Raw genomic sequence first — 16366 nt, 5'->3', positions numbered from 1 at the left:
ATGCGGGGGTATCCTTTTTTCAGGTACGTTGGCGGCATGCTGGCCGGTATTGTTCTGGCCGAAGCGTGGCCAGTATCAATCTGGTGGCCGTTGGTCATTGGTCTGGGCGCTGCCCTCGCCTTTGGGGTCATCCTCTACACCAATGAACATCGACTCATTAAACCGTTGAGTCTGGTTCAGGGATTGGCTGTATTGAGTCTGTTCGGCGTTGTTGGCTGGCTATCTGTTTACCTGAACACACCCACCCACAGGGCCAGTCACCTCGCCAACGCCAGCACGTTGCCTGAAGCGTACGAGGCAGTAGTGACTAACCTGCCGGAGTCCCGCGCCAAAACGTACAAAGTGGAACTGGAACTCCGGCAAGCCCGGTTTGGAGCCAACCAGCGTGCCTTTCAACCCGTAACCGGCCGCGTGCTGGTGTACCTGGATAAAGGCGATTCGCTGCATCCGACGCCGGTGCCGCAGTATGGCGATGTGTGGTTGGTGGCCGGACCGCCGCGCCTCGTTGATGCGCCGATGAATCCCGGCGAATTTGATTTCAAGCGGTTTCTGGCACATCGGAGCATTTTCCATCAGCAGTACCTACGTACCTGGCAGCGGACAGTAATCGGCAATGAGCCGCCCAACCGGCTCGTGGCACTGGCTTACCAGACAAATCGCTGGGCCGATAGCCTGCTGACGGCCCGTGTAGGGTCAAGGGCGGAGTACGGCATCGTGAACGCCATGATCCTTGGCGTTCGGGATGACCTCGATCCGGCGCAGTACCAAACCTATGCGGCGGCGGGGGCGGTCCACATCCTGTCGGTGTCAGGTTTGCATGTTGGTATTTTGTTTCTGGTCTTGAACTGGCTGCTGAAACTGTTACCCCGTAGCAAGCGAAATAGCTGGTGGGTGGTGGGCGTCAAACTTGCTGTACTCTGGTTCTTCGCCCTGATGACGGGCTTTTCTGCACCCGTATTGCGGTCGGCCCTGATGTTTTCGTTTCTGCTGATGGCGGGGCTACTCAATCGCACGCAAAGTCTGTTGAATACCCTGGCGGCATCGGCCCTGCTTATTTTATGTTACGATCCATTTGCGGCATTTTCGGCGGGTTTCCAGCTTTCGTACCTGGCGGTGGCGGGCATTGGCGCGTGGGTGCCGTACCTGAATCAACTGGTGCGGCCAACAACCTGGATCGGTATCAAACTGTGGGAACTGACGGTCGTGGCCGTAGCGGCTCAACTGCTCACCTTTCCGCTTGGCATCTACTACTTCCATTCATTTCCCACGTATTTTCTGCTGGCCAATCCCATCGTCATGCTGTTGTCGGCCGTTTTGGTGCCGTTGTCGATCGCTACGCTGGCCTTGGGCTGGGTACCCTGGGTAGGCGACTGGCTGGGATGGTTATTGCAACAGGTGGCCTGGCTGATGAATAAGAGCGTGGAACTGGTCGGTCAACTACCGGGCGCGATGCTGGCCGACATGGGGCTGTCGTTGCCTGGCCTTCTACTGGTCTACGGCCTCATCTGGACGGGTTGCTTAACACTGTTAACACGCAACCGAACGTACCTGAGCCTGACGGCTGCGCTGTCGCTCTGTTTTGCCGCGCTGGTCATCTACGAACAGCAGCAACAGGATGAACAACAACGCCTTACCGTGCATTTCTTGCCCAGGAAAACGGCTGTAAGCCTTACAAGCAGCCATCGGGCCACTATCCTGACCGACGATGACTGGCAGGCTAGTTCCCGGAATTATGAGTTCTACCTCAAAAATACGTTTAGCCAGTGGGGCATAGACAGCCTCACGGTCGGTAGTCTGCGTGCGGACACGCTGGGTGCCCCGTTGGCGTATCGACATTTCCCGGATATGGCCTTGGCGGTATGGCGAAACCGAAGCATTCTGTTTATTAATCGACTGTCGGCTTATCGACAATGGCGGTTACCAGCCGTTGTCGATTACGTGGTGCTGCGCCGAACGGCCGTGCGCGATTGGGCGTCGTTATCGCAACGGGTGGTGGCCCGGCACGTTATCCTCGATGACTCAAATCAAGCCGAAGCCACTGATAGTTTGCTGGCTCAACCGGCCCCGGCGGGTGTTGCGATTCACTCCATTCGCCGCGATGGGGTGTTTATAGCCGAGTGGTAAGATCGGCCGATTTGACCAGTCGAAGCCGCCAGATTGAAATAATACCGATGCCGACGGGTACGCCAATATTTACAAACCAGAGCGTCAGGGTGGCGGCGAGTAGGGGTGGGGCGGGCAAACCAAACGGGGCGAACACCCACAGAGCCGCCGCTTCACGAATGCCCAGATCACTGAGCCAGTTAAAAGCGGGCGCAATTGTTTTCACCAGAAAAATGACCCCAACTGCGGCGGCCAGTGATGACGGAACCAGCGTAATACCATACAGCCGAAACGCAGCATATAGCTGCAGTGAGAACGTCAGGTGACGCAGCAGGGCAAAGCCGAATACCGCCGCCATTTCCCGATGGGTATACTGGCCAATCACCTGCCAGTAGGCAACGTACCTGCCCAGCAACGGCCATTCAGCCGACCACCCGACGAACCGATGCCGGTAAAAATTCAGTACAATTCCTGACAAACTGAGCCCGGCCAGCAGATAAAGTAGTGCCGTTGCGGCCGGTGTGGCCCGCACAGGTACGTTGTTCAGGTACGTTGCCCAGGCGAACGTACCCACTACTATCGCCACATAGAACTGCATGCCGCCCGCGACCAGTGCGGCCCCCACCGCTCCCGCTCGATGCCCCGCCCGAATAGACAGCACCCGGCCGGCCGTATCGCCCAACGGTCCGGGCAGGGCCATACCCAGCGACAGGCCCGCCAACACGCCGTTGAGCGCCTCGCTGAACCGCAACGGAGCAAAGCGTTTGGCCAGTAGTTGCCATTTCAGCGCCTCGAACGACCAGTTCAGCGGCGTGAGCATAACCAGCAAGACAACCCAACCCGACGCCCAGTTGGTGGTCAGGAGTGGCTGACGCAGATCGGACCAGCGAATGGTTTGCTGACGCAATGTGTAGAGTATGAAGCCGATGAGGCAGCAAAAAGTGGCTGCTTTGACCCAGAGCGTGATTTTTTTGGATACATCGGGCATGGAAACCGTTCTGAAAGCGTTACTTTGCACATATGGCCGCACAAACTCCCGTTAGCGAAAAAATCATCCTTGGCGTTGACCCCGGCACTGTAATCGCCGGTTACGGCGTCATTATGGTGCGGGCGGGCGTGATGCGAATGCTGCAGTATGGAGTGATTAACCTCTCCAAATATACAACCCACCAGCTCAAGCTTCAGAAACTGCACGAAACCATGCACCGGCTCATCGAGGAACACAAACCCGATGAGATGGCCATCGAAGATCCATTCTTCGGCAAAAACGTGCAGGTAATGCTTAAACTGGGCCGGGCGCAGGGCGTGGTCATGGCGGCAGCCTTATCGCGAGGTATTCCAATTGTTGAATACGCGCCACGCCGGGTGAAGCAGTCGGTGACGGGCAATGGCAACGCCTCGAAAGAGCAGGTGTCGCACATGGTGTCGAACCTGTTGGAGGTTGATCTGAACCCCGAATTCTTCGATGCCACCGATGCCCTGGCTATCGCCATCTGCCATCATTTTCACGAAAATGCCCTGCCTGTCCGGTCAACAAAAAAGACGAAGAAAGGAGCCTGGGGCGCGTTTGTAAGCGAAAACGAAAGCCGAATTATGTAAGTGTCAGCCGTCGAAAGTTGCCCTACCTGATCGGGTTCTCCAGCTAGTGAAGTCATTGCCTGTAAGGTGATGACTTTTTTTATGCAGGTGAATCGAACAGTGGATCAAGTTAAAAATGTCACTTTTCCCGAGAAGCGACAGGATAGGTGTCGCCAAAATTGCCTTTACCTAGTCAGCGAGCCTATAAATAGGCTCAGGTTTACCAGGTATACAGCTTCTCTACCAAGTTGTCTTTATCTATGCGACTACTCAACACACCTTTTTTCATCTTTCTTATTGTACACCTGCTTGCCGCTCGAACCAGTAGTTTAGCACAGACAGGTAATCCGGGCCGCTTAAACTGGAACTCAATTGCCGACAGCAGCAGTATGGCGCTGGACGTGCAGTTTTTCAACAAGGCTGGCCGGTACTTTAACGCCGATAACAGCGGCAAAACCGATTTCAATTACTGGCCACAAGCCCATGCCCTGGACCTGCTTGTCGATTCGTATACCCGTACGAACGATGCCCGCTATCTGACCTACATGAATGATTGGTTTTTGGGCGTTCCGGTAAAGAATGGCAACTCATTTCTGAATACATATTACGACGACATGCTCTGGAATGCGCTGGCGATGCTCAGGGCGTATGACGCGACGAAGGATAAAAAATGGCTCGACGCCACCCAACTGCTGTGGGACGATATTAAGCTGGGTTGGAGCAACGTTCAGGGCGGCGGGATTGCCTGGCAAAAAAAGCAACTCGCTTACAAGAACACGCCCGCAAACGCCCCGGCCGTAATTCTGGCGGCCCGTCTCTACCAGCGGTTCGAGCGGAAATCAGACCTGGACTGGGCGAAAAAGATCTACGATTGGCAATTAAAAACGCTGGTAGATCCCGTGACGGGATTCGTTTACGACGGCATCAACCGACAGAACGACGGGAAGATCGACTTGAACTGGAAGTTTACCTACAATCAGGGACTGATGATCGGGGCCGGGCTGGAGATGTTTCGCGCAACCCGCGTTGAGACGTACCTGAACGAAGCAATAAAAACGGCTAACTTCACCCTTGCCGACGCCAATCTGTCGCCTGCTGGCTTGCTAAAAGTAGAAGGAAATGGCGACGGCGGCTTGTTTAAGGCTGTTTTTGTCCGTTATCTTGCCCTGCTGGCAACGGAGCCAGCTACACCGGCCATTGAACGAAACAGGTACGTCCGCTTCCTGACCAGTAATGCCGAAACACTCTGGCGGAGTGGTACCCGGAAACCGGCCATTGTCTTTGGCCCCAACTGGGCTAAACCGCCCACCGATGACAAAGCCGAACTGACTACCCAACTCAGCGGCGCGATTCTGCTCGAAGCCATGACCCGATTAAACTGATGTACCCTAAACCTGCTCACTTGCAACAGCCCAAAGTAACCCTAAGTATATAACACATGAACCGACGAACATTCATTCACACTACGTCACTTACGGCCGCCGCCCTAACCGCCAACGCTTCTTCATGGGCCGGTTCGACCGCCGATTTTCCCACCGTGCGCGTGCCCGTCGGTCAGCGTAATTTCCGGTCCGACGCCGTTGAGAAAACGATCGCTTCCGTGAGAAACGGGATCAAAAATCCAGAGATGGCGTGGTTATTTGAGAACTGTTTTCCTAATACGCTCGATACCACCGTTGACCACGCCACGGTTGATGGCAAGCCGGATACGTATGTTATCACCGGTGATATCGACGCCATGTGGCTGCGCGATTCAACGGCGCAGGTATGGCCCTATCTGCCGTTGATGGCGCAGGATAAACCGCTTCAGCAACTTGTGGCGGGCGTTATTGCCCGGCAGGCGCGGTGTATTCGCTTCGACCCGTATGCCAACGCGTTCTACAAAGAGCAAACAAAAACGGGGGAATGGAAAGATGACGCAACGGATATGAAACCCGGCCTCCACGAGCGAAAATGGGAAATCGACAGCCTGTGTTATCCCATTCGGCTCGCTTATTTCTATTGGAAACGGACTGGCGATTCGTCACCTTTCGACGCTAACTGGCAGGAAGCCATGCGGCTGGTAGTGCAGACGTTCCGTGAACAGCAGCGAAAAACGGGTAAAGGCCCTTATAAATTCGAGCGGCGTACTACCTGGGCTACCGACGGGGTGCCACTGGGTGGCTACGGATATCCCGCCAGACCCAACGGCCTGATTTGCTCAATGTTCCGCCCCAGCGACGATGCGACCATTTACCCGTACCTGATCCCGTCGAATTTCTTCGCCGTAACGTCCCTACGGCAGATGGCCGAGCTGCTGACGGGCCTGAAAGCCAACGCCACGTTGGCCACCGAAGCCCGGAATATGGCCAATGAAGTAGAGGCCGCGCTGAAGCAACAGGCCGTGACTACACACCCCCGCTTTGGCAAGGTCTATGCCTATGAAGTCAACGGGTACGGCTCGTATAATTTGATGGACGATGCCAACGTACCCAGCCTGTTGGCCATGCCCTATCTGGGTGCGATGCCTGCCACCGACCCGATCTATCAGAATACGCGAAAAATGCTGCTGAGCGACGAGAACCCGTTTTTTTTCAAAGGCAAAGCGGGCGAAGGCATTGGTGGTCCCCATGCCGGGATAGATATGATCTGGCCATTGAGCATCATTATTCGGGGCCTGACGAGCACCAGTGACGCTGAGATCAGACAGTGCCTGCGGATGCTACAGACTAGCCACGGAGGGACGGGCTTTATGCACGAATCGTTTCATAAAGACGACGCCGGCAAGTTTAGCCGCAAGTGGTTTGCCTGGGCCAATACCATCTTCGGTGAGTTTGTGCTCAAGACCTTCAACGAACGGCGCGGGTTGCTTTCGTCGTAAACTGGCTTACGGTAACCCCCGTTATGAAAACACTGACAACCTACGAACAGGCGGCTCAACTGGAACTGGCCCGTTGGTCAGAAAAAATGCGGCGAAAGCCATCGTTGACCAACCGGCTGGCGAAATCGTGGCAGACGCGAATCAACCGGCTGATTCCAGATAAAGTACATGCCGTGATAACCGGTGCCATCAAGCACATGACACGCGCTGTGCTGTTGGGGTCGGAATATACCGCTCCGACGCCAGTAGGCCAGTTGCCGCTCGACGAACGGGAGGCGGCCGTTCATAACCGGATAGCCTGGTATAAGCGGGTTGGGGCCGCCGAAGGCGGCTTGACGGGCGCGGCGGGGCTGCTGGTGGGCTTAACCGATTTTCCGCTGCTGCTGAGCCTGAAGATGAAAATGCTCTACGACATTGCCGCGCTTTACGGCTACGACGTGTCGGACTACCGGGAGCGGTTGTACATTCTACATATTTTTCAGCTTGCTTTTTCCAGCCAGAGCAGGCGGCAAACGCTGTTTACGCAGATGGAAAACTGGGACACCTACGCCCAAACACTGCCCAACGACATTAACCAGTTCGACTGGCTCACCTTCCAGCAGGAGTACCGCGACTACATTGATCTGGCCAAAATGCTCCAACTGGTGCCCGGTATTGGTGCCGTGGTAGGCGTGGTGGCCAACTGGCGTCTGGTCGATGAACTAGGCAAGGCCGCCGTTATGGCCTATCGCCTGAGGCAGATTGAATGAACAATTATCAATGGCTCCGCGGTGTAACGTACCTGAGCGGAGCCATTGATAATTGTCAAGCTTCCACCGTTTTGAAGTCGAAGTAGGTTTTGTAGATGGCCGTGCCAATGTCGTTGGTGCGGGTCTGGAAATTATCGAGGAACTCGTGCAGACCGGTCTGGAAAACGTCGTCTACTACAGTAAATTCCATGTCGCTGCGTAGTTTACTGATCGCCCGTTCGGCCCCGTTCGTAAAGCCCTGAGTAACGGGCGTTCCCGATATTTCGTAGAGCGATAATTCGGCCTGACGGATGCAGTGCGCCGCCGCGCGCGGAAAGAGTTTGTCGAGCAGTAAAAACTCGACAATGTTGGTAGGCGTCAGGCTGCGGTACTGCTGGCGGAACATGTTATAGGCCGATACCGATTTAAGCACAGCCGCCCAGATCACCAGGTCGAGCGTGGTACTGGCAGCACCGTCGGCGGGCAAGAGCGTAAAATATTTTACGTCCAGAAAGCGGGTTGTCTTGTCGGCGCGTTCGGTAAATCGGCCTACGCGCGCAAAATGCCAGGCTTCGTTGCGCGTAATGGTGGCGTCGATAATGCCGTAGAAGAGCTGTGCGCCGTAGCTGATCTCGGTGAAAAAGTCCTGCGTTTGGCCCAGCGTCCAGTCGGCGTGATTGCCCGTGCCCTGTACCATGTGGTACAGTTCATTCAGTTTCTCCCACATTTCCCGCGAAATTGTTTCGCGCACGGTTCGGGCATTTTCGCGGGCAAAATTCAGGCTCGATACGATCGAACTGGGGTTTCGCTTGTCGAACGTCATGTACTCGATCACGTTCTCGCGGGTGGCCTCCTTGTAGTGTTCGTAGAAGCCGAAGTTATTGGCGGTGGCAATCAGCAGCGGTTCCCATTGAGGCACGACATTAGGCGGCAGATCGAGCGCAAGGTTGAAGTTCACGCTCATGAAACGAGCATAATTTTCGGCCCGTTCGATGTAACGATTCATCCAGTAAATGGAATTGGCAACGCGGCTGAGCATGGTGTCTACGGGGGGATTAAACTAGAGATTTCTCAAAAATAACCCCGCCAACCGCCGAAACAAGCGGGTCGCCGCATTTCTTACGTCAATCAGCCCAACAGACCAATCAGTTGGTCGACCTTAATTTGCATGTAATTGTCGATGACCTTGTCGGCCTTTTCGGTTGCTTCAGGTTCATGGCTGGTCGTTAGTGCAACAACCTTCATCCTGGCCTTTTGGGCGGCTTCAACCCCTTTCGCCGAGTCTTCAAAAACAAGACAGCGAGCTGGTTCAGCACCGAGCCGATCGGCGGCGACCTGAAAAACCGACGGGTCTGGCTTACCCGATTTTACGTCGGCATCGGTTATTACCTGTTGGAAAAATTGCCGGATGCCCAACTTATCGAATACAAAATCGACGTTCATCATCGGCGCCGAGGTAGCCAGTGCCATCGGAATATCGGCGTCACGAACGGCCATCAGAAACTCGGTCAGGCCCTTTACCGGCTCGATACTTGGCGCATAAAGCTGCTGATATAATGTTTCTTTCTCTTTGGTGAGTTCGTCGATTCGGTCGTCGGATAGTTTTTCGCCTTTCTCGCCAAAAAAATACGTCATGATATCGGGGTTCATGCGCCCCGAAATATGGTCTTTGAAGCCTTCGTCGGTGAGGGTGATGTTATACCGCGCGAAAAATTCGGTGTATGCTCGCTTATGGGTTGGATTGCTATCGATTAGCGTTCCGTCCATGTCAAAAATCAGGTAAAGTTTATTCGTTGCGTCTGCCATGCTGATAGTCGGTTGCTAATAAGACTTCACCTGCTCCGTATTGTTCGCTTAATTGACGGTAGGGATGATTCAATGAACAGAATAGCATTGAACAGAGCAGTATAAAGTTTAAAACCGGTTCCTTTGAGCTTAAACTTCGCTACGATGTCATTATGAAAAAACGCTGTTTTACCTTCTTTTTTGTCAGTGCCGTGCTATCATTTCTTCAATCGGCTGTTTACGCACAGGGTCCTTCGTCGAAGTACTACGAAGTACGGGTTTATCACCCAACTCCCGGTAAGTATGAGGCAATTGTTGACCGGTTTCGCCAGTATACGACCAAAATCTTCGAGAAACATGGTATGGAAAATATCGGTTACTGGACACCCACCGATACCAGCCGCAAAGAACTGATTTACATACTTGCGTATCCAAGCAAAGCCGCCCGCGACACTGCCTGGAAACACTTCGGAGTCGACCCGGCCTGGAAAGCGGTGGTGGCTAAAACGGAAGCCAACGGCAAACTTGTTGAGAAAGTAGACTCGTATTTCATGACTGAGTCTGATCTGTCGCCGGTGATTAAACCGACGAAAAAATCGCCGATGCGCACCTTCGAACTACGTACCTACACGGCCCAGCCCGGCAAGCTGCCAAACCTGCTGACCCGTTTTCGCGACCATACCAAAAAACTGTTTACCAAACACCATATGGAACACATTGCCTATTGGGTAACGGCCGAAAAAGATGGATCGCAGTCTAAACTTGTCTACATCCTGGCCCACCCCAGCGAGGAGGAAGGAAAAGCAAACTTTGACCTGTTTAGAAAAGATCCGAGCTGGGAAAAGGTGAAAGCCGACTCAGAAAAAGAAGGACCACTAACGGTAAAAGTTGAGTCGGTCTATATGAAACCCACCGATTACTCGCCTTTGCAGTAGAGTAGACGTACCTGAAAAAGCCAGTCTGTAGAGGCTGGCTTTTTTGTTTTATAGACTACCCGATTTACTCACCGGTTTCTGAATTAGCTGCATCGACTGGCTTGGATTGAGGCGACCCTTTCTGGCGCAGAAAGATGGACAGGACCACCACCGACAGCACTGACAAAAATTCACTCTGCCAGTTTTGTAATGACTGAAACCAAAACTCGCTGGTTCCCAGAAACTGCCAGAAGGTGAGCACATCGCTTTTTCCTTTCAGTGCCTGTTCGGTATTGTACTGCTTAACGCCGCCCAGCGCATGCAGAAAAAAAGAAAGGCCAAAAAGCAGGAAAAACGCAATACTCAGCGAATTCTGATAGAGAACGAGTATCCACCCGCCCCGGCGAACTGGCCAGGGCGCTCCCGGGCGTGCAGGCGATGGTGGCCGATCTACTTCGTCCGGTTCGTCGAGGCTTTTCGATTCAGAAGAACCTTTCTGGAAGAGCGAAACCGTCAGCAGCACATACAGTCCCATCTGTAAAAATTCACTCTCCCAGTTCTCGAAAACGGCCTCAATGCAATGGCCACTGGTCAGGTAGGTACTAAACGGAATGGAGGCGCGCCCATAGTCGTTCAGGTCATCATTGAATTCGTGCCAGCCAACCACAAGCTGCCCGGCCAGGGTTAGTGCCGTGATAATGACCAGCACCACCGAGAGGCCATTCTCGTGCAGGATTTTTTTCATGATACAGTGTTTCTGGAGGGACTTGTAGTATCGAATGCATGAAGGAATGCACAACTTTTACACTGTCTCGACATAACTATTCTGACCCAGTTTTGTGCTGACTACACGTAAATAGTAAGCATAATTATACAAACTGGTGCGGTTGATGAAGAATAGTGGTTTATGAAGATGCTAAATGTATAGACATAGCCATTTGAGTAACCGCCATTTATAGGATTAAGTAAGTTAACCAGTGAACAAATGGCACTTAACCTGCGTCATATCCACATAAAAATGGGCAACGAAAAGTTCAGGATGGTGACCTGGAACCAGTAGCAACTTAGTGACAAAAAGCAAAGACATTGTTGAAGATTGGATTATAGCATGTGTCATTTTTATGTGCCTGATAAAGACAATCACGAATCAACTAACTCGATAAAACTAATCGACCTGGCTTTTGTTGCTGCTATATTGCCACCCGGTGAATAAAACGAAATCTGCTTTGTTTATGGAATAAAATGGTCATTGCTGCTCTGATTTTCTCATGGTTCGGCTGTGGTTTAAGACCCGGACGAAAGGGGCGTTTAGATAAATTTTAAAAAAATGTTGTTGAAGCAGTATGAAAGAAGTTAAGGACTGCTATTTATTTTTAATCTATTTTGGACGTACCTGCCATTCGTTCGTATGTTTGCGCAGAACTTACTAATCCTCATATTATGCAGACAGGCGAAATACGCTTTTTCAATCCTTCGGAAAACACAGATGTAGCTCCGAAAAAACGGTCGAAAAAACCAGTCACACTGACTGGCTATATTTCAGCAACCGGTAAGCTTGTACTACCAAACAAAACGGTAGAGCAGTTGGCGCTGAATCCTGCTGAAATGACATTCAAAGTTGGGGCTCAGGCAGGTAAGCGTACCGCTAAATTGCTGTATCTGGTGCCTGCGTCAGCTTCTGACTCAACCGCTTTCGAAATAGTAAAGGCCGCTAAAAGTTATAGCATCTCGTTGCCCATTATTCTACAAAAGAATGGGATCGATTATGTCACTCAGAAATATACGTTCACGATCAGCCCTTTTGAATTTGAGGGTGGCGTAACGGGTTATATGCTGAAGCTCAACAAGCCTGCCGAGAAAACTGGAAAAGTAGGAAGGCCTAAAGCTTAACCGCTCACGTTGCCTATCTATTGACTTGGGGGCAATTTGAGTGAGCTTTCCAGTGCCCAAATGTATAAAAATCGCCACTCTGCAATTATCAACTAATTGCAGAGTGGCGATTTTTGCGTCAGACAAATTCAGGCCATACGCATACGCTTCCAGAGTTGATAAGTTTTCTAATTAAACAGGACGATTTGCTGATTATTTGATAATGTAAGGGTATGCCTGTACAAGGTGCAGTTAATACGTCTGCTGCGTTGATACAATTTATAGGCTTATCAGGTCTCATTTTATCAACCTTGTTATTGTTTAAGGATAACTGTTTTGTAAAGGAGGGACACTAACTTTTTAAGCACTCAGTAGTTAGTTTGACAACTTGGTACACATGCCCCCTAAATGAATTTACTGTCGGTCTCAGTCTTGTCGCATTAATATATAAGTAACTCATTGTGAGTGCTGATTAAGGTCAAGGTATTCATTTTCCTATTCACGTTAAGTTGTATTTGATGGTTAAGTCAATGCATCGGTAGGGCGTTGAACTCTGGCCCGTGGGGTTATTTTTGTGCCATAATAGCCTTTTCATTTATGAAGAAACAAGTGTTGTCAAAGAAACCTACGCTGAAAACTGATGCCACGCTGGCCACAATAGCTGGCCAGACCCGCGTGCGAATTGAACGGGTTTCCCCGGAAACAAACGCGGGCTACGACCGCCCCGGCCGCTACCCGATTAAAGCCATCGCTGGCGATACAATTCCGGTTGAAGCCGATATTATCACCGACGGGCATGATATGCTGGGCGCACGATTACTTTTTCGGCATGGAAGCGAAAAAAATTGGCAGGAAGTTCCCATGAAACTGCTGGTCAATGACCGGTGGGCCAGCGCGTTTACAGTCGAAAAACTGGGCCGTTATCACTATACCATTGAAGCGTGGGTCGATCATATTGCGTCGTGGCAACATGAAATCGAGTTGAAGGTAGCCGATGGGCAACGCATCAGCAGCGAACTACTGGCCGGTGCTGTACTGGTCGACGGCATGGCTCATCGGGCAGGCGGCGGACCCAATGCCAATGCGGCCGATGCAGCGGCCCTGCTGCGTACGGCCACTCTGTTTCGGGAAGGATCAGATCTAAGCAATGACGTAGCCTATCAGGAAGCGGTGCATCTGGCCGAAAGCGACCAGTTTCTGGATTGGGCGCAACGTTACCCGGAACGCCAGCATCCGGCCCGCTACCAGTTTGAGCTTAGCGTGGAGGTAGACCGGGCAGCGGCTGGATTCAGCACCTGGTACTGCCTGTTTCCCCGTTCGGCAAGCCGTGACCTGGGCCCTGGCAACGTACCTGTACACGGCACGTTTCGGGATGTAGAAAAACTGCTCCCCCGCATCGCCGGCATGGGCTTCGACGTGCTCTACCTGCCACCCATTCACCCGATTGGAACGGCGCACCGGAAGGGGAAAAACAACTCTGTAACGTGCCTCCCCGGCGAGCCGGGTGTCCCTTATGGCATTGGTTCGGCTGAAGGTGGCCACGACGCCATTCATGCTGAACTGGGCACGGTCGATGACTTCAGGCACCTCATTGCCGAGGCCAAAACCTACGGCATGGAGATCGCGATGGACCTGGCCATTCAATGCTCGCCTGATCATCCGTGGGCAACCCAACACCCCGAATGGTTCAAAAAACGGCCCGACGGCACCATTCAATACGCCGAAAACCCACCCAAAAAGTACCAGGATATTTACCCGGTTTATTTCGAAACGGACGACTGGCAGAATCTATGGCTTGAACTGAAACGCGTGCTGCTGGTCTGGGCCGACTGGGGCGTACGTATTGTGCGGGTCGATAATCCGCATACCAAACCGTTCGAGTTTTGGGAATGGGTGATTGCCGAAGTGAAAAAGCATCATCCCGACATGCTGTTTCTGTCGGAGGCATTTACGAAACCCAAAGTAATGCAGCAACTGGCCAAAGTTGGTTTTGCCCACTCGTATACCTACTATACATGGCGTACCAACAAAGCTGAATTGCAGCAGTATATGACCGAGCTGACGGCGGGTGAGATGCAGTACTATTTTCGACCCAACTTCTGGCCTACAACCCACGACATCAATCCGGGAATTTTACAGTCGGGCCACGAGCCGCAGTTTTTGATCCGGTATTTTTTGGCCGCTACGCTGTCGGCAAACTACGGCATTTACGGGCCTTCCTTTGAGCTGATGGAACACGTACCTGTGCCAAATAAAGAAGAGTTTTTGAACTCAGAAAAATACGAGATCCGGCATTGGGATTGGGAGCGCACCAACAAACTAACGTACCTGATCAGCCTTACGAACCGCATTCGTCGGGAAAACAAAGCCCTTCAGCAGACCAATAACCTGACTATCTGCCGAATTGATGATGAGTTTCTGATGGCATATCTAAAGGTAACCGATGCCAATCGGCTGCTGATCGTTGTCAACACAGATGCCTACAACCGGCGGGCGGGCATGGTGCAGGTGCCTATCTGGCAGCTTGGTATCGCCGCTGACCAGCCATACACGGTACACGACCTGCTAACCGATAACCACTATACCTGGCAGGGCGAATGGAACTTCGTTGAGCTTGATCCCTACATCATGCCCATGCATCTCTTCCGAATCGACTGAAGTTCGCGGTACATAAAAAAAGCAGCCTCATCAGGCTGCTTTTTTTATTGAATCAGGTGTCGAAGAAATTCCTGAAGCAATGAGACAATGTCGGCGAGGCGATTGGCGAACCAGTTGGCGATGCTGAAATCACCAACGTTCGGAATGCTGAGCGTTGGTCGCTGAAATGTGGTTGGCAGCATATAGCGAAGCGCAACCACGGCGGTAATACACAACGCATTCAAGGCTAACGTGAAGGTTAGCCGGAGCGATGAGTTATCCCCTAAAAAGCGCGGCAGGCGGCTCATTAGCTGTGTGTGTGGTTGGTTGGCACAAAAATAACCAACAGACGTACACAAACGCTATTCAGCCAGCTAAATATTGAACTGCCAAGTCCCAGCAAGTCAGCTATTTGGCGATGATTTTGAGGAGCGTTCCTTTTTGCACCTGATCATCGGCTTTCAGACTGTTTACAACGCCCAACTCTTCGATCCGGCTGGCGGGCATACTCATGGCCAGCATTACGTCGCGGAACGTTCCGGCTCGTGGGGCGGGCCGAACGTAGACCCGGTCAGTCTTTCGATTCAGCTTGTCTGCGTCGGTCAGGCTGCGAAATCCTTCGGAAACGGACCGGAACGTGGGGAATGATTTCTCAAAGTCGGCCGCCGATGACAGGCCGTGCAGGGCATAAATGGCATTGTTATACTGAATCAGGTACGTGCCGATTTGCAGCGTATTGGCCGCTGTTTGCTGTTGCTGAGCCTGGCCCTGTTGCTGCTGAGGCACTTGCTGCGACACAACAACCAACGCCGGATTGCCATTTACGGTTCGTTTAGCGCTTTCCAGCACCTTCAGGCTCAGGTCTTTAACCATTGTCTGCGCGGCTTCGTCGAGCGAATTCCCTTTCGCCAGCATCATAATCATCGACGATTTGCCGTCTTTCGGTCCCATCTGAAACTGAGAAGGAGCGTTCTGCGACTGCCAGCCTGTGGGTACCGGAAACTGAAACCGCAGATCGGGGTGATAAAACATGTTGTTCTCCACAAATCCCTGTTTCGGGTCCTCGCCAAAGGGAATGCCATCGATCAGCCGCAGGTACGCGTCCCGGTTGATCTGGTAATTGCCGGGATTTTTGGTCTGGTACTCTTTCGCCATTTCGTGCACTTTCGTGTAGCGGTTACCCGGATCAGGGTGTGTCGACAGCATATTGGGCACGCTCTGTCCCGAATTGTCCTGGATGCGTTTGATGGTCGCGAAGAAATCGGCCATCTGATTGGCATCGTAACCGATCTTGCTTGAATAACCCACGCCAATCTGGTCCGACTCCGACTCGTGAGCCCGGCTGTAGCTGAGTTGCAGCAACTGCGCTCCCTGCATGGCTGACTCAAGCAGGCTACCCGATTTATCGACCAGAATAGCCCCCAATATGGCGCCCCCGGTGGTCAGGATTTGGCTGGTTTGCTGGCGGGCCGCATGTTTGGCCGTAATATGGCCAATCTCGTGCCCAAGCACCCCGGCAAACTCAGCTTCGTTGTTGAAGTGGGCCAGAATGCCGCGTGTAAAATAGACGTACCCACCCGGAACAGCGAAGGCGTTGACAACCGGCGAGTCGACAATGAAGAACTGATAAGGAAGCTCAGGCCGGTGCGAGATCGCCGCCATTGCTTTTCCTTTCTCATTCATAAACGCCTGTAGCTTAGTGTTCTCGTACAAACCCATCGACGCCACAATCGACGGATGTGACTCTTTGCCAATGGCAATTTCCTGTTCAGTAGACATCAGACTCAACTCCCGCTTGCCCGAAACCGGGTTGCGGGCGCAGTTGGTCAGGGTCAACGTCAGCGCAAGGGTGAGTAAGCGTAACGTAGTAGGTACGTAGTTCATAGAATGGT

The 16366-nt window shown here is 52.4% G+C and carries 14 protein-coding genes; 8 read left to right on the top strand and 6 right to left on the bottom strand.

Annotation, left to right across the window (positions count from 1 at the left end; all coding sequences use genetic code 11):
• Complete coding sequence (locus ACFE8Q_RS12920; protein WP_375445808.1) at positions 1-2124, top strand: ComEC/Rec2 family competence protein; 2124 nt, start codon at positions 1-3, stop codon at positions 2122-2124.
• On the opposite strand, the gene ACFE8Q_RS12915 is transcribed toward ACFE8Q_RS12920, so the two are convergent.
• Entirely contained in the window at positions 2108-3091 is a 984-nt protein-coding gene (locus ACFE8Q_RS12915) for a lysylphosphatidylglycerol synthase domain-containing protein (protein WP_375445807.1), read from the bottom strand. The two genes, ACFE8Q_RS12920 and ACFE8Q_RS12915, sit on opposite strands and share 17 nt — an antisense overlap.
• A gap of 32 nt (positions 3092-3123) precedes the next feature.
• On the opposite strand from ACFE8Q_RS12915, the gene ruvC reads away from it, so the two are divergent.
• From ruvC to ACFE8Q_RS12895, 4 genes are all read left to right on the top strand, one after another.
• Entirely contained in the window at positions 3124-3702 is a 579-nt protein-coding gene (gene ruvC, locus ACFE8Q_RS12910; protein ID WP_375445806.1) for a crossover junction endodeoxyribonuclease RuvC, read from the top strand.
• A 239-nt stretch (positions 3703-3941) separates the two neighbouring features.
• Positions 3942-5063, top strand: coding sequence for a glycoside hydrolase family 76 protein (locus tag ACFE8Q_RS12905; RefSeq protein WP_375445805.1), 1122 nt, complete (start codon positions 3942-3944; stop codon positions 5061-5063).
• Positions 5064-5119: 56 nt separating this feature from the next.
• On the top strand, positions 5120-6541 hold the full coding sequence (locus ACFE8Q_RS12900; RefSeq protein WP_375445804.1) for a glycoside hydrolase family 125 protein: 1422 nt from the start codon (positions 5120-5122) through the stop codon (positions 6539-6541).
• Between the two features lie 32 nt (positions 6542-6573).
• Positions 6574-7290 (top strand): EcsC family protein, encoded by a 717-nt coding sequence (locus ACFE8Q_RS12895; protein ID WP_375445964.1) that lies wholly within the window; start codon positions 6574-6576, stop codon positions 7288-7290.
• A 55-nt stretch (positions 7291-7345) separates the two neighbouring features.
• Here ACFE8Q_RS12895 and ACFE8Q_RS12890 read toward each other — a convergent pair whose 3' ends face one another.
• Both ACFE8Q_RS12890 and ACFE8Q_RS12885 read right to left on the bottom strand, forming a co-directional pair.
• Complete coding sequence (locus tag ACFE8Q_RS12890; protein ID WP_375445803.1) at positions 7346-8308, bottom strand: alpha-E domain-containing protein; 963 nt, start codon at positions 8306-8308, stop codon at positions 7346-7348.
• A gap of 89 nt (positions 8309-8397) precedes the next feature.
• Complete coding sequence (locus tag ACFE8Q_RS12885) at positions 8398-9075, bottom strand: HAD family hydrolase (protein WP_375445802.1); 678 nt, start codon at positions 9073-9075, stop codon at positions 8398-8400.
• Between the two features lie 152 nt (positions 9076-9227).
• On the opposite strand from ACFE8Q_RS12885, the gene ACFE8Q_RS12880 reads away from it, so the two are divergent.
• A complete protein-coding gene (locus ACFE8Q_RS12880) occupies positions 9228-9989 on the top strand; it encodes an NIPSNAP family protein (RefSeq protein ID WP_375445801.1) in 762 nt (253 codons plus the stop codon).
• A gap of 64 nt (positions 9990-10053) precedes the next feature.
• Here ACFE8Q_RS12880 and ACFE8Q_RS12875 read toward each other — a convergent pair whose 3' ends face one another.
• Positions 10054-10713, bottom strand: a complete 660-nt coding sequence (locus tag ACFE8Q_RS12875; protein WP_375445800.1) for a DUF6766 family protein — start codon at positions 10711-10713, stop codon at positions 10054-10056.
• A gap of 638 nt (positions 10714-11351) precedes the next feature.
• Here ACFE8Q_RS12875 and ACFE8Q_RS12870 point away from each other — a divergent pair.
• Together ACFE8Q_RS12870 and ACFE8Q_RS12865 are read left to right on the top strand one after the other, a co-directional pair.
• The gene (locus ACFE8Q_RS12870; RefSeq protein WP_375445799.1) at positions 11352-11858 is read left to right on the top strand and encodes a hypothetical protein; all 507 of its coding nucleotides are present in this window, start codon (positions 11352-11354) and stop codon (positions 11856-11858) included.
• 576 nt (positions 11859-12434) lie between these two features.
• A complete protein-coding gene (locus ACFE8Q_RS12865) occupies positions 12435-14495 on the top strand; it encodes an alpha-1,4-glucan--maltose-1-phosphate maltosyltransferase (protein WP_375445798.1) in 2061 nt (686 codons plus the stop codon).
• Positions 14496-14539: 44 nt separating this feature from the next.
• Here the strand turns inward: ACFE8Q_RS12865 and ACFE8Q_RS12860 are convergent, their stop codons facing one another.
• Positions 14540-14782 (bottom strand): hypothetical protein, encoded by a 243-nt coding sequence (locus tag ACFE8Q_RS12860; RefSeq protein ID WP_375445797.1) that lies wholly within the window; start codon positions 14780-14782, stop codon positions 14540-14542.
• A gap of 100 nt (positions 14783-14882) precedes the next feature.
• Positions 14883-16358 (bottom strand): M48 family metalloprotease, encoded by a 1476-nt coding sequence (locus tag ACFE8Q_RS12855; protein WP_375445796.1) that lies wholly within the window; start codon positions 16356-16358, stop codon positions 14883-14885.
• Positions 16359-16366 lie beyond the last annotated feature (8 nt).

It is taken from the genome of uncultured Fibrella sp. (assembly GCF_964250085.1).
In the GTDB taxonomy this organism is placed as follows: domain Bacteria; phylum Bacteroidota; class Bacteroidia; order Cytophagales; family Spirosomataceae; genus Fibrella.
Note: the sequence above shows the minus strand (reverse complement) of the source record. Positions and strands in the feature narration are given on the sequence as shown.

What these genes read in the sequence shown, in the direction of transcription:
- ACFE8Q_RS12915 (WP_375445807.1), bottom strand. Translation starts at nt 3,091, where the DNA reads ATGCCCGATGTATCCAAAAAAATCACGCTCTGGGTCAAAGCAGCCACT.
- ACFE8Q_RS12875 (WP_375445800.1), bottom strand. Translation starts at nt 10,713, where the DNA reads ATGAAAAAAATCCTGCACGAGAATGGCCTCTCGGTGGTGCTGGTCATT.
- ACFE8Q_RS12890 (WP_375445803.1), bottom strand. Translation starts at nt 8,308, where the DNA reads ATGCTCAGCCGCGTTGCCAATTCCATTTACTGGATGAATCGTTACATC.
- ACFE8Q_RS12865 (WP_375445798.1), top strand. Translation starts at nt 12,435, where the DNA reads ATGAAGAAACAAGTGTTGTCAAAGAAACCTACGCTGAAAACTGATGCC.
- ACFE8Q_RS12900 (WP_375445804.1), top strand. Translation starts at nt 5,120, where the DNA reads ATGAACCGACGAACATTCATTCACACTACGTCACTTACGGCCGCCGCC.
- ACFE8Q_RS12860 (WP_375445797.1), bottom strand. Translation starts at nt 14,782, where the DNA reads ATGAGCCGCCTGCCGCGCTTTTTAGGGGATAACTCATCGCTCCGGCTA.
- ACFE8Q_RS12855 (WP_375445796.1), bottom strand. Translation starts at nt 16,358, where the DNA reads ATGAACTACGTACCTACTACGTTACGCTTACTCACCCTTGCGCTGACG.
- ACFE8Q_RS12905 (WP_375445805.1), top strand. Translation starts at nt 3,942, where the DNA reads ATGCGACTACTCAACACACCTTTTTTCATCTTTCTTATTGTACACCTG.
- ACFE8Q_RS12885 (WP_375445802.1), bottom strand. Translation starts at nt 9,075, where the DNA reads ATGGCAGACGCAACGAATAAACTTTACCTGATTTTTGACATGGACGGA.
- ACFE8Q_RS12880 (WP_375445801.1), top strand. Translation starts at nt 9,228, where the DNA reads ATGAAAAAACGCTGTTTTACCTTCTTTTTTGTCAGTGCCGTGCTATCA.
- ruvC (WP_375445806.1), top strand. Translation starts at nt 3,124, where the DNA reads ATGGCCGCACAAACTCCCGTTAGCGAAAAAATCATCCTTGGCGTTGAC.
- ACFE8Q_RS12920 (WP_375445808.1), top strand. Translation starts at nt 1, where the DNA reads ATGCGGGGGTATCCTTTTTTCAGGTACGTTGGCGGCATGCTGGCCGGT.